Below are 12,835 nucleotides of genomic sequence, written 5' to 3'. Positions count from 1 at the left end.
GCTTTCGCGTGGTGTTGGATCGCTGTTTCAGAGATAGGCATGTTGTGCGCGTCGCCATTCCCTCCGCTGGTGGGCCGACCCAACGCCTCATTGTTCGCCGAGTTGGGGTTGAGCCGTCCGGAACGCCCACCACCCGCGCCCCCCTCGGGGCACTGGCCGGGGCCCGCAGCGGAGACAAGGGCGGCGACGCCAACATCGGGGTGTGGGTCGAGTCCGACGAAGCCTGGACCTGGCTCGAGCGCACGCTCACCGTCGAGCTGATGCAGGAGCTGCTGCCCGAAGCCCGGGCCCTGCCCGTGACCCGCCACCCGCTCCCGAACCTCCGCGCCCTGAACTTCACCGTCACCGGCATCCTCGGCGCCGGCGTCGCCTCCGGCCACCGCTTCGACCCCCAGGCCAAGGCCCTCGGCGAATGGCTCCGTGCCCGCCACCTCGACGTCCCGACCCACCTGCTGCCCGAAACCGCCCCGGAGGGGACCGGCCCATGACCCGCCTCCGCACCACCGTCGATCCGCACGCCCCCGAGCACGCGCAGGCCCGTACCGCAGCCCTGGAACGCCTCGCCGCCCTCGACGCCGAGCACGCCAAGGCCCTGCAGGGGGGCGGGGAGAAGTACACGGCCCGCCACAAGCAGCGCGGCAAGCTCCTGGCCCGCGAGCGCGTCGAGCTGCTCCTCGACCCGGACACGCCGTTCCTGGAGCTGTCCCCGCTGGCCGCCTGGGGCAGCGACTACCCCGTCGGCGCCTCCATGGTCACCGGCATCGGCACGGTCGAGGGCGTCGAGTGCCTGGTCACCGCCAACGACCCCACCGTCCGGGGCGGCGCCAGCAACCCCTGGACGCTGAAGAAGGCACTGCGGGCCAACGAGATCGCCCGGCAGAACCGCCTGCCCTGCATCAGCCTCGTGGAGTCCGGCGGCGCGGACCTGCCCTCCCAGAAGGAGATCTTCATCCCGGGCGGCGCGATCTTCCGCGACCTCACCCGGCTCTCGGCCGAGGGGATCCCGACCGTCGCCGTCGTCTTCGGCAACTCCACCGCCGGAGGCGCGTACATCCCCGGCATGTCCGACCACACCATCATGATCAAGGACCGTTCGAAGGTGTTCCTCGGCGGTCCGCCGCTGGTCAAGATGGCCACCGGCGAGGAGAGCGACGACGAGTCCCTCGGCGGGGCGGACATGCACGCCCGTACCTCCGGCCTCGCCGACTACTACGCCCTCGACGAGCACGACGCGATCCGTCAGGCCCGCCGCGTCGTCGCCCGGCTGAACCACCGCAAGGCCCACACCGATCCGCCCCCGGCGCAGGAGCCGAAGTACGACCCCGAGGAACTCCTCGGCATCGTCCCGCCCGACCTCAAGACGCCGTTCGACCCGCGCGAGGTCATCGCCCGCATCGTCGACGCCTCCGAGTTCGACGAGTTCAAGCCGCTCTACGGCACCAGCCTCGTCACCGGCTGGGCCACCCTCCACGGCTATCCGGTCGGCATCCTCGCCAACGCGCAGGGCGTGCTGTTCAGCGCCGAATCCCAGAAGGCCGCCCAGTTCATCCAGCTCGCCAACCAGCGCGACATCCCGCTGCTCTTCCTCCACAACACCACCGGCTACATGGTCGGCAAGGAGTACGAGCAGGGCGGCATCATCAAGCACGGCTCGATGATGATCAACGCGGTCTCCAACTCGAAGGTCCCGCACCTGTCCGTGCTCATCGGCGCGAGCTACGGCGCCGGCCACTACGGCATGTGCGGCCGCGCCTACGAGCCCCGTTTCCTCTTCGCCTGGCCCAGCGCCAAGTCCGCCGTGATGGGCCCCCAGCAGCTCGCCGGAGTGCTCTCCATCGTGTCCCGGCAGTCCGCCGCCGCGAAGGGGCTGCCGCACGACGAGGAGGCCGACGCCGGGATGCGCGCCTTCGTCGAGGCGCAGATCGAGTCCGAGTCCCTGCCGATGTTCCTGTCCGGGCGACTGTACGACGACGGGGTCATCGACCCGCGCGACACCCGTACCGTCCTCGGCCTGTGCCTGTCGGCCGTCCACAACGCCCCCGTCGAGGGCGCCCGTGGCGGCTTCGGCGTCTTCCGGATGTGAGCCCGCCCATGACCCAGCCGATCAGCTCCCTGCTCGTCGCCAACCGCGGTGAGATCGCCGTACGGATCTTCCGCACCGCCCGCGCCCTGGGCCTGTCCACCGTCGCCGTTCACTCCGACCCCGACGCCGACGCCCTCCACGTGCGCGACGCCGACGCGGCCGTACGCCTGCCGGGCGCGGCCCCCGCCGACACCTACCTGCGCGGCGACCTGATCATCAAGGCCGCCCTCGCCGCCGGCGCCGACGCCGTTCACCCCGGCTACGGCTTCCTCTCCGAGAACGCCGGCTTCGCCCGCGAGGTCCAGGACTCCGGCCTCACCTGGATCGGCCCGCCGCCCGAGGCCATCGAGGCCATGGCCTCCAAGACCCGGGCCAAGGACCTGATGCGCGCCGCCGGGGTACCGCTCCTGGACCCCGTCGACCCGGCCGCCGCCACCCCCGCGGACCTGCCCCTGCTCCTGAAGGCCGCGGCCGGCGGCGGTGGTCGCGGGATGCGGGTGGTCCGCGACCTCGGCAGCCTCAAGGCGGCCCTCGACGCGGCCTCCGCCGAGGCCCGCTCGGCCTTCGGCGAGGGCGAGGTCTTCGCCGAGCCCTACGTCGAGCGCGGCCGTCACGTCGAGGTGCAGGTCCTCGCCGACGCCCACGGCACCGTCTGGGCGCTCGGCACCCGCGACTGCTCCCTCCAGCGCCGCCACCAGAAGGTTATTGAGGAGGCCCCGGCGCCCGGACTGCCGGAAGAACTGCGCGAGAACCTCCACTCCGCCGCCGTCGCCGCCGCCCGCGCCGTCTCCTACCGGGGCGCCGGCACCGTCGAGTTCCTCGTCACCGCCGACGGACGCCCCTATTTCCTGGAGATGAACACCCGCCTCCAGGTCGAACACCCCGTCACCGAAGCCGTCTTCGGCCTCGACCTCGTCGCCCTCCAGCTGCGCGTCGCCGAGGGCGAGGCCCTGCCCCCGTCGCCGCCTGAGCCCACCGGCCACGCCGTCGAGGCCCGCCTCTACGCCGAGGACCCGGCCCAGGACTGGCGCCCGCAGACCGGAGCCCTGCACACCCTCGCCGTCCCCGGCAACGTCCGCGTGGACACCGGATTTACCGACGGGGACACGGTCGGCATCCACTACGACCCCATGCTGGCCAAGGTCATCGCCCACGCCCCCACCCGCGCCGAGGCCGTACGGACCCTCGCCCACGCCCTGGCCGGAGCCCGCATCCACGGGCTCACCACCAACCGCGAACTCCTCGTACGCTCCCTGCACCACCCGGAGTTCACCGCCGGGCAGCTCGACACCGGCTTCTACGAGCGCCACCTCGACGCCCTCACCGTGGCCGCACCGGACGCCACCCCGGCGACCCTCGCCGCCGCACTCGCCGAGGCGGCCCCCGCCCCGGACGCCCCGCTCGCCGCCCGCCTCGGCGGCTGGCGCAACGTCCGCTCCCAGCCGCAGATCCGCCGCTACACGGTGGCCGGCGCCGAGTACGAGGTCCGCTACCGGGCCGGCCGGCTCGTCGACCACCCCGGTATCCGGGTCCTGGCCGCCACTCCCACCCTCGTCACCCTCGAAATCGAGGGAATCCGGCGGGTGTTCCACGTGAAACGAAATTCGAACAGGGCCGACGCGACCGAGATCTACGTGGATTCCGTACTCGGCGCCCACACCCTCACCCCCGTCCCCCGCTTCCCCGACCCGCAGGACCGGACCGAACCGGGCTCCCTGCTCGCCCCCATGCCCGGCACCGTCGTCCGCATCGCCGAGGGCCTCGCCCCCGGCAGCCGCGTCACCGCCGGACAGCCCCTGCTCTGGCTGGAGGCCATGAAGATGGAGCACCGCATCCTCGCTCCCGCCTCCGGCACGCTCGCCGCGCTCCACGCCGTCACCGGCCAACAGGTCGAATTCGGCGCCCTGCTCGCCGTAGTCCAGGAGGAAACGCAGTCATGAGCTCCGCCACCAGCACCGTCGAGACCGAAGAGCACCAGGCCCTGCGCACGGCGGTCGCCGCCCTCGGGCAGCGCTACGGCCGCGAGTACCTCGCCCGCGTCGCCCGTGAAGGCGGCCACCCCGACGAGCTGTGGGCCGACGCCGCGAAGCTCGGCTACCTCGGGGTCAACCTGCCCGAGGAGTACGGCGGCGGAGGCGGCGGCATCGCCGAACTGTCCATCGTCCTGGAAGAACTGGGCGCTGCGGGCTGCCCGCTGTTGATGATGGTCGTCTCGCCCGCCATCTGTGGGACGGTCATCTCCCGCTTCGGCACCGAGGCCCAGAAGCAGGCCTGGCTCCCGGGACTCGCCGACGGCAGCCGCACCATGGCCTTCGGCATCACCGAACCCGACGCCGGCTCCAACTCCCACCGGATCACCACCACGGCCCGCCGCGACGGCGACGACTGGATCCTCACCGGCCGCAAGGTCTTCATCTCCGGCGTCGACATCGCCGACGCCACCCTCATCGTCGGCCGCACCGAGGACGCCCGCACCGGCAGCCTCAAGCCCTGCCTGTTCATCGTCCCCCGCGACGCCCCCGGCTTCTCCCGCTCCGTCATCGACATGGAACTCCAAGCCGCGGAGAAGCAGTTCGAGCTCGTCCTCGACGAGGTACGGCTGCCCGCCGACGCGCTCGTCGGCGACGAGGACGCGGGGCTGCTGCAGCTGTTCGCCGGACTCAACCCCGAGCGGATCATGACCGCCGCCTTCGCCATCGGGATGGGCCGCTACGCCCTCGCCAAGGCCGTGGACTACGCGAAGACCCGGCAGGTGTGGAAGGAGCCCATCGGCGCGCACCAGGCCGTGGCGCATCCGCTGGCCACGGCGCACATCGAGCTCGAACTGGCCCGCCTGATGATGCAGAAGGCGGCCCGCCTGTACGACGCGGGGGACGACATGGGGGCGGGCGAGGCCGCGAACATGGCGAAGTACGCCGCGGGGGAGGCGTGCGTCCGTGCGGTGGACCAGGCCGTGCACACCCTCGGCGGCAACGGCCTCACCCGCGAGTACGGGCTCGGCGCCCTCATCACCGCCTCCCGCGTGGCCCGGATCGCCCCGGTCAGCCGCGAGATGATCCTCAACTTCATCTCCCACCAAACCCTGGGCCTCCCCAAGTCCTACTGACCCACACGGAGCCCCTCCCACCTTCCCCGCGCCTCAATCGCCGGCGAGGCTGAAGACCGGGGCTCCGCCCCTCACACCCCCCGAGGCTGAAGGCCGGACTTCCGCCCCGACGCCTCCCGAGGCTGAAAGGCCGGGCTCCGCCCTCAAACCCGGCGGGGCTGAAAGGCCGGGGCCCCGCCTTCAGACCCCGGCGAGGCCGAGGAGGGGGCTCCGCTCCTCAGGCGCTGCAGGGGCTGAAACCGCGCTCCGCGCGATCCGGCCCTCCGGGCGCTTGCAGCCTCAACGCCGGCCACATCCAGCCCCGCCGGCGTTTGAGGCATGGGGTGCGGGGCGGAGCCCCGGGGCCGGAGGCCGGTTTGGCGGAGCGGCGGAGGGCGGCTTCGGCGGGACCTGCGGAGCCGCGCCGCAGGCGGCCCGCATACCCTCCCCGGGAGGATCCCGGCCCAGCACGGATACCCGCACACCCCTCCGGAGGAGACATGGTCCCACCCGTTCACACCGCAACCGCGGCCGGAGTCACCACCCTCACCCTCGACTCCCCGGCCAACCGCAACGCCCTCTCCGCAGAGCTCGTCGCCGCGACCCGCGCCGCGCTCGCCGCCGCCGGGGCGGACCCGGGGGTCCGGGCGCTCGTCCTGACCCACACCGGCAACACCTTCTGCGCCGGGGCCGACCTCAAGTCCCCCAGCGCCCCCGCCGACTTCCTGGCCCTGCTCCGCGAGATCGCCGAGCTGCCCAAGCCCGTGGTCGCCCGTGTCACCGGCCACGTCCGGGCCGGCGGCCTCGGGCTGCTCGGGGTCTGCGACATCGCCGCCGCCGGGCCGAAGTCCACGTACGCCTTCACCGAGACCCACCTCGGCCTCGCCCCCGCGGTGATCTCCATGCCGCTGCTGCCGCGCCTGGACCCGCGCGCCGCCGCCCGCTACTTCCTCACCGCCGAGGCCTTCGACGCCGCCGAGGCCGCCAGGATCGGGCTGCTCACCCTGCACGCCGGGGACGTGGACGAGGCCCTGGAGCCCGTACTCGCCGGCCTGCGCAAGGCCTCCCCGCAGGGCCTGGCCGCGACCAAGGCGCTGACCGCCGCCGCCGTGCGCGAGGCCCTGCAACGCGACGGCGCCCGTCTGACGGAGCTGTCCGGGGAGCTGTTCGCGTCCGCCGAGGCCCGTGAGGGCATCACCGCCCGCTTCGAGCGCCGGGAACCGTCATGGGCACTGTGACCGGTGCGGCCGGCTCGGCCGGCCCCAAGCAGGCGCGCAGCCGCGTCACCCGCCGCCACCTCCTGGAGGCGGCCGTGTCCTGTCTGGCGGAACACGGCTGGGCCGGTTCCACCGTCGCCGTCGTCGCCGAACGGGCCGGCGTCTCGCGCGGCGCCGCCCAGCACCACTTCCCGACCCGCGAGGACCTGTTCACCGCGGCCGTCGAGTACGTCGCCGAGGAGCGGTCCACCGCCCTGCGCGACCTGTTCCAGGCAGGCCCGGCCGCCCGCCCCGTGGTGGTCGAGGCGCTCGTCGACCTGTACACGGGCACCCTCTTCCGGGCCGCGCTCCAGCTGTGGGTCGCCGCCTCCAACGAGGAGCAACTGCGCCCCCGGGTCACCGAACTGGAGGCCCGGGTCGGCCGCGAGACCCACCGCATCGCCGTGGAGCTGCTGGGAGCCGACGAGTCCGCGCCCGGCGTACGGGAGACGGTGCAGGGGCTCCTCGACATGGCCCGCGGCCTGGGCCTGGCCAACGTCCTCACCGACGACCGGGCCCGCCGGGCCCGCGTGGTGGCCCAGTGGGCCCGCATCCTCGACGCCGCCCTGGCCTGAGGCCCCCGGCCGGAGAAAGGGCAGGAGAAAGGGCCGGGGAAACGACAGGGCGCCGCACCCCGTTACGGGATACGGCGCCCAGCGGTCGCCCGTTCACGCGATCACGCGATCGATCACGCGGTCTCGGCGATGTCCGCGTAGCCCTCGATCTCCTGCGGGTTGCGCCGGCCCGGGCCCGTGTAGCGGGCCGACGGCCGCACCAGGCGGCCCGTGCGCTTCTGCTCCAGGATGTGCGCCGACCAGCCGGCGGTGCGGGCACAGCTGAACATGGAGGTGAACATGTGCGCCGGGACCTCCGCGAAGTCCAGCATGATCGCGGCCCAGAACTCCACGTTGGTGGCCAGCACCCGGTCGGGGCGGCGTGCGTGCAGCTCTTCCAGCGCGGCCTTCTCCAGCGCGGCGGCGACCTCGTAGCGCGGAGCGTCGAGTTCCTTGGCGGTGCGGCGCAGCACGCGGGCGCGCGGGTCCTCGGCGCGGTAGACGCGGTGTCCGAAGCCCATCAGCCGCTCGCCCTTGTCCAGGGCCTTCTTCACGTACGCCACGGCGTCGCCGGTGCGCTCGATCTCCTCGATCATGCCGAGCACGCGGGACGGCGCCCCTCCGTGCAGGGGTCCGGACATGGCGCCGACGGCGCCGGAGAGCGCGGCGGCGACGTCCGCGCCGGTCGACGCGATCACCCGTGCGGTGAAGGTGGAGGCGTTCATGCCGTGCTCGGCGGCCGAGGTCCAGTACGCGTCGACGGCCTTGACGTGCCGCGGGTCCGGCTCGCCCCGCCAGCGGATCATGAACCGCTCGACCACGGACTCGGCCTTGTCGATCTCCCGCTGCGGAACCATGGGCAGGCCCTGGCCGCGGGCGGACTGGGCGACGTACGACAGCGCCATGACGGCCGCGCGCGCCAGGTCGTCGCGGGCGGTCTGCTCGTCGATGTCCAGCAGCGGCTTCAGGCCCCACACGGGGGCGAGCATCGCGAGAGCGGACTGCACGTCGACGCGGATGTCACCGGAGTGGACCGGGATGGGGAAGGGCTCGGCGGCCGGCAGGCCGGGGTTGAAGGCACCGTCGACCAAGAGGCCCCAGACGTTCCCGAAGGAGACGTGCCCGACGAGATCCTCGATGTCGACCCCGCGGTAGCGGAGGGAACCGCCTTCCTTATCCGGTTCGGCGATCTCGGTCTCGAACGCGACGACCCCTTCGAGCCCGGGTACGAAGTCGGACATCAGGCGGCTCCTCAGATAGTGCGAACACGCGCGGCTCCCGGCGTGACTCGCGGTCCGGCGCGGTCATCCCCGTTGATGCCCGGCACGGCCGTTGGTCACCCGCGCGGGGACCTTCGGACCGGCCCCAAGATTTTGGCCGCTCCACCTCGACTGTGGAAGCGTGACATACGGCACACCGCCACCGGCCAGGCTGCGGCAGGATGGCCAGCGTGACCGACCAGGACATTGACCCCGCCACGATGCGCAAGCAGTACCGCTCGGAAATCGTCCTTGAGGAGACTCTCGCCGAGCATCCGATGGACCAGTTCGCCCTGTGGTTCCAGCAGGCCGCGGACTCGCACCTCTTCGAACCGAACGCCATGATCGTCTCGACGGCCACCCCCGACGGCCGGCCCAGCTCGCGCACGGTGCTGATGAAGCAGTTCGACGGGCGCGGCTTCGTCTTCTACACCAACTACGCGTCCCGCAAGGGCCGCGAGCTCGCCGAGAACCCGCACGTCGCCCTGCTGTTCCCCTGGCACCCCATCTCGCGCCAGGTGGTCGTCACCGGCACCGCGTCCCGCATCGGCCGCGACGAGACGGCGGCGTACTTCCGCTCCCGCCCGCACGGGTCCCAGCTGGGCGCCTGGGCGAGCGAACAGTCGAGCGTGATCGGCTCCCGCGCGGAACTGGACCGCCGCTACGCCGAGCTCGACGCCCGCTACCCGGAGGGCGAGCAGGTCCCGGTCCCGCCGGAATGGGGCGGCCTGCGCGTGGTCCCCGAAGAGGTGGAGTTCTGGCAGGGCCACGAGAACCGCCTGCACGACCGGCTGCACTACGTCCTGGACGCGGGCAAGTGGCGCGTCGAGCGGCTCTGCCCGTAGCCGCGCGGCGCCGGGCGGGACAGCCTGCGGCAGCGGGGCCGCGTCCGGCCGCTTCCGCTCCACGGCGGGTCGCCCCGTCCCGCTCACCCCGGGCGGGAGCGGCAAACGCAGGCGACCCGCGGGCTCTGGGTCTCTCTCCTGCAGTGAGAGAAGCCGGCCGGACGTACCGGCGAGCCCGCGGGTCGGGTGACTGCTGTGGATTGGCGCCTGGCGATCCCGCCGGGCACCGCACTGGGTGCGTGCGACGACGGGCGCTTAGCCCGCAGCCACCTCACGCGTCCGGTTTCCGTACATTGCGGCAACCACCTCCCTTCTCGTGTACGTCCGAGCCTAGGCAGGGGCCGAGGCAGCCACAACCCTTTTATTTCCCCGCTGCGGCGGGGGCGCCGGCCCGCAAGCTCCGGGACGGCCGACGGCCGGCGCGTCCTCCTGAGGTGCGTGGACGACGCGGAGCTGCCGGCCCCCGAACCGGATTTCCCGCACCCAATCCGCGGAAAGCAGTGTGGGCTGCGTCACGTTCCAGTTGAATGATCCGACGTGCCGCACACGCGAACACCTGCTGGGGGTGCCAGGTGACTGCTTCCGGACGTAACGAGACCGCAGACGATCTGCTCGCAGCGCTGTTGGACGGGATGGACGCCGCCTTGTGCGCGTTCGACGCCGACGGCGTGATCACCCACTGGAACCGAGAGGCCGAACGGATCCTCGGGTGGTCCGCCGGCGAGGCCGTGGGGCGCAAGGGGTTCGAGGGGTGGGCGGTGCGGGCCGCCGACGCGCACGACGTGCAGGACAGACTCATGGCCGCCCAGCACGTGCCCGGCCGGCAGGTGCACGAGTTCGCGCTGCTCACCAAGGACGGCGGGCGCGTCCTCGTACGGACACAGTCCGCCGGGGTGCCGGGCGCGGACGGAAAACCCGCCGGGGTGTACTGCGCCTTCAGCGAGGTGCACGCGCAGATCGACCTGGAGCGGTCCATCGCGCTGAGCGAGGCCTTGATGGAGGACGCCTCGTGGGGCGTCGTCCTCGTCGACGTCGACCTGCGGCCCGCCGTGGTCAACGCGCACGCCGCACGCGCCTTCGGGACCGGCCGGACCGCCCTGCTCGGGCGCCCGCTCGGGGAGCTGCTCACCCAGGGCGTGGAGGAGCTCGAGGGCGCGCTCCAGCACGTGCTCGCCGAGGGGGCACCGCCCGCGCCGGTGGAGATGTGGGTGTCGGTGCCCACCGCCGAGGGGGTGCGGCGCAGGTGCTGGCGGTGCGGGTTCCTGCGGCTGGCCTCGCCGCTCGCGGAGGAGCCCGTGCCGCTGGGCGTCGGCTGGCTGTTCCAGGACGTCACCCAGGCCCGGCAGGAGCAGCTGGACACCGCGCAGCTGCGGTTCCGGTCCCATCAGCTCCACCGGGCGGGGCGGGCCGCCGCCGAGTGCGAGGACCCGGCGGAGGCGGCCGCCGTACGCCTGGAATTCGCCCTGGCCGGTTTCGCCGAGCACGCGCTGCTGGACGTACTGGATCCCGCGGCCGACCCCGAGCGGCGAAGGCTCGTACGGTCCGCCGCGTCACCGCCGGCGCTGCCCGGGCCCGGGTCGATCCCGGTCAGGTACGCGGCCGGGCATCCGGCCCTCCAGGCCCTGGACCGGATCGGCTCGGTGCGCACCAGCGCCCCGCGCGGCGAGGCGGACGCGGAGTGGGCGCGGGCCCGCCAGTGGCCGGAGGGCGCGGCGCACGTGCTGTGCACGGTGCTGCGCAGCCGGGGGCGGACCCTGGGGGCGCTGACGTTCCTGCGCGGGCCCACGCGGGTGGCCTTCGAGCGCGCGGACGCGGAGTACGCGGAGGAGGTCGCGGCCCGGGTGGCCGCCGATCTGGACCTGGCGGCGGGAGGGCGCCCGCCGGGCTAGCGCCCACCCTCGTCCCGTGGCCTGGCTTGGGCGGCCCGCACACGTGCTGCTGTACTCCCGCTCCGTGCCCGGAGCAGGGTCCGCCGGATGGGCGAAGGCATGGTCGGGGAGCTGCTGCGGGGTGCGGGCGCGGAGACCCCTCGGTCAGTGCCGGAAGAAGATCCGGTCGCCGTACTCCTGCATCACGCGGCCGTTCCACTCGTGGCCCCCGTCGACGTTGCCCGAGCGCAGCAGCGGCGGCTCCACCCCGCGGCCGGCGAGCTCGCCGGCCGCGGCCGCCATGACGGCCTGCATGATCGCGCTGGTCACGACGGTGGAGGCGGGGGCGAAGGGCGCGTCGATGCCGTCGATGCTGAGCTCGGCGTCCCCGACCGCGATCTTGCTGTCGAGGACGACGTCGCAGTGGTCCTTGAGGAAGCTGCCCGAGACGTGCCGCGACTTGGTCTCGGTCGCGTACGCCACCGAGGTCACGCCGATGACCTTGAGGCCGATGGCGCGGGCGTTCATGGCCATCTCGACGGGCAGGGCGTTGCGCCCGGAGAGGGAGATGATCACGAGGACGTCGCCGTCGGAGGCGGGGCTGCTGTCCAGGACGGCGCCGGCGAGGCCGTCGACCCGTTCCAGGGCGCTGCCCAGGGTCGCGGGCATGACGTCGATGCCGACGGTGCCGGGAACGGCGAGGAAGTTCATCAGGGCCATGCCGCCGGCCCGGTAGACCACGTCCTGGGCGGGCAGCGAGGAGTGCCCGGCGCCGAAGGCGAAGAGCCGGTTGCCGGAGGCGACGGCGTCGGCGATGAGGGAGCCGGCCTCCGCGATGTGCGGGGCCTCCTCCTCCCGCACCCGCTCCAGCAGACCGATGGCGGCGTCGAAGAACTGACCGGCCAGCTTGCTCTCGCTCATACGACGATGGCCCTTCCGGAGGTGGGGGTGCGTCCGTTGTCCGCCGCTCACCGTGCGGTCTGGACCAAGGGCGTGTCAATACGAACGCCACGAGATGTCCGGGACCGGTCTTGACCCTCGGCGCGGGACGGTTGTGGGCCCGATGCGTCAGAATTGGGGGCAGGGCCAGCGCACGCAATCCGAGGGGCACGAATGTCCGGACTGATCGATACCACGGAGATGTATCTCCGCACCATCCTTGAGCTGGAGGAGGAAGGTGTGGTCCCCATGCGCGCCCGTATCGCCGAACGGCTGGACCAGAGCGGCCCGACGGTGAGCCAGACGGTGGCGCGGATGGAGCGGGACGGCCTGGTGGCCGTCGCCAGCGACCGGCACCTCGAGCTGACCGAGGAGGGGCGACGGCTGGCGACGCGCGTGATGCGCAAGCACCGGCTCGCGGAGTGCCTGCTCGTCGACGTCATCGGCCTGGAGTGGGAGCAGGTGCACGCCGAGGCCTGCCGCTGGGAGCACGTGATGAGCGAGGCGGTGGAGCGGCGGGTGCTGGAGCTGCTGCGCCACCCGACCGAATCGCCGTACGGGAACCCGATCCCGGGGCTGGAGGAGCTGGGCGAGAAGGCCGAGGCGGACCCGTTCCTGGAGGACGGCATGGTCAGCCTGTCCGAGCTCGACCCGGGCGCGGAGGGCAAGACCGTGGTCGTGCGCCGGATCGGCGAGCCGATCCAGACGGACGCCCAGCTGATGTACACGCTCCGGCGGGCGGGCGTACAGCCCGGCTCGGTCGTGAGCGTGACCGAGTCCCCGGGGGGTGTGCTGGTCGGCAGTGGCGGCGAGGCTGCCGAGCTGGACGCGGAGGTGGCCTCCCACGTCTTCGTGGCGAAGCGCTGACCTCGACGACCCGGACGACCTCCACGACCTCCACCACCTCGACGCGGGCGATCGCGAGCGCCGGCGTCGATTCGTTGCC

The 12,835-nt window shown here is 73.0% G+C and carries 10 protein-coding genes and 1 pseudogene; 9 read left to right on the top strand and 2 right to left on the bottom strand.

Going from position 1 to position 12,835, the window contains the following annotated elements:
• The 6 genes and pseudogenes from PV721_RS21380 to PV721_RS21355 form a co-directional block, all read left to right on the top strand.
• A pseudogene (locus PV721_RS21380) lies at nucleotides 1-488 on the top strand (exopolyphosphatase); the annotation flags it as partial.
• Complete coding sequence (locus tag PV721_RS21375) at nucleotides 485-2,083, top strand: acyl-CoA carboxylase subunit beta (protein WP_319726852.1); 1,599 nt, start codon at nucleotides 485-487, stop codon at nucleotides 2,081-2,083. The pseudogene PV721_RS21380 and the gene PV721_RS21375, both read left to right, overlap by 4 nt.
• 8 nt (nucleotides 2,084-2,091) lie before the next feature.
• Nucleotides 2,092-4,023: an acetyl/propionyl/methylcrotonyl-CoA carboxylase subunit alpha gene (locus PV721_RS21370; protein WP_319726849.1), complete on the top strand. Its 1,932-nt coding sequence runs from the start codon at nucleotides 2,092-2,094 to the stop codon at nucleotides 4,021-4,023.
• Nucleotides 4,020-5,189, top strand: coding sequence for an acyl-CoA dehydrogenase (locus PV721_RS21365; RefSeq protein ID WP_319726847.1), 1,170 nt, complete (start codon nucleotides 4,020-4,022; stop codon nucleotides 5,187-5,189). The genes PV721_RS21370 and PV721_RS21365 overlap by 4 nt, the downstream gene beginning before the upstream one ends.
• Nucleotides 5,190-5,668: 479 nt before the next feature.
• Entirely contained in the window at nucleotides 5,669-6,406 is a 738-nt protein-coding gene (locus PV721_RS21360) for an enoyl-CoA hydratase family protein (RefSeq protein WP_319726843.1), read from the top strand.
• Nucleotides 6,394-6,999, top strand: a complete 606-nt coding sequence (locus PV721_RS21355) for a TetR/AcrR family transcriptional regulator (protein WP_319726840.1) — start codon at nucleotides 6,394-6,396, stop codon at nucleotides 6,997-6,999. The genes PV721_RS21360 and PV721_RS21355 overlap by 13 nt, the downstream gene beginning before the upstream one ends.
• A 113-nt stretch (nucleotides 7,000-7,112) precedes the next feature.
• On the opposite strand, the gene PV721_RS21350 is transcribed toward PV721_RS21355, so the two are convergent.
• The gene (locus tag PV721_RS21350) at nucleotides 7,113-8,219 is read right to left on the bottom strand and encodes a citrate synthase 2 (RefSeq protein WP_030390669.1); all 1,107 of its coding nucleotides are present in this window, start codon (nucleotides 8,217-8,219) and stop codon (nucleotides 7,113-7,115) included.
• A gap of 200 nt (nucleotides 8,220-8,419) precedes the next feature.
• Here PV721_RS21350 and pdxH point away from each other — a divergent pair, with 200 nt between their 5' ends.
• On the top strand, nucleotides 8,420-9,082 hold the full coding sequence (gene pdxH / locus PV721_RS21345; RefSeq protein ID WP_319726836.1) for a pyridoxamine 5'-phosphate oxidase: 663 nt from the start codon (nucleotides 8,420-8,422) through the stop codon (nucleotides 9,080-9,082).
• Between the two features lie 572 nt (nucleotides 9,083-9,654).
• Complete coding sequence (locus PV721_RS21340) at nucleotides 9,655-10,971, top strand: PAS domain-containing protein (protein ID WP_319726834.1); 1,317 nt, start codon at nucleotides 9,655-9,657, stop codon at nucleotides 10,969-10,971.
• A gap of 144 nt (nucleotides 10,972-11,115) precedes the next feature.
• Here the strand turns inward: PV721_RS21340 and PV721_RS21335 are convergent, their stop codons facing one another.
• The gene (locus tag PV721_RS21335; protein WP_319726832.1) at nucleotides 11,116-11,871 is read right to left on the bottom strand and encodes an SIS domain-containing protein; all 756 of its coding nucleotides are present in this window, start codon (nucleotides 11,869-11,871) and stop codon (nucleotides 11,116-11,118) included.
• A gap of 192 nt (nucleotides 11,872-12,063) precedes the next feature.
• Here PV721_RS21335 and PV721_RS21330 point away from each other — a divergent pair, with 192 nt between their 5' ends.
• On the top strand, nucleotides 12,064-12,756 hold the full coding sequence (locus tag PV721_RS21330) for a metal-dependent transcriptional regulator (RefSeq protein WP_319726830.1): 693 nt from the start codon (nucleotides 12,064-12,066) through the stop codon (nucleotides 12,754-12,756).
• Nucleotides 12,757-12,835: the final 79 nt, after the last annotated feature.

Source organism: Streptomyces sp. MB09-01 (assembly GCF_033794505.1).
Lineage (GTDB): Bacteria > Actinomycetota > Actinomycetes > Streptomycetales > Streptomycetaceae > Streptomyces.
This window is presented reverse-complemented; position numbering and strand designations above follow the sequence as displayed.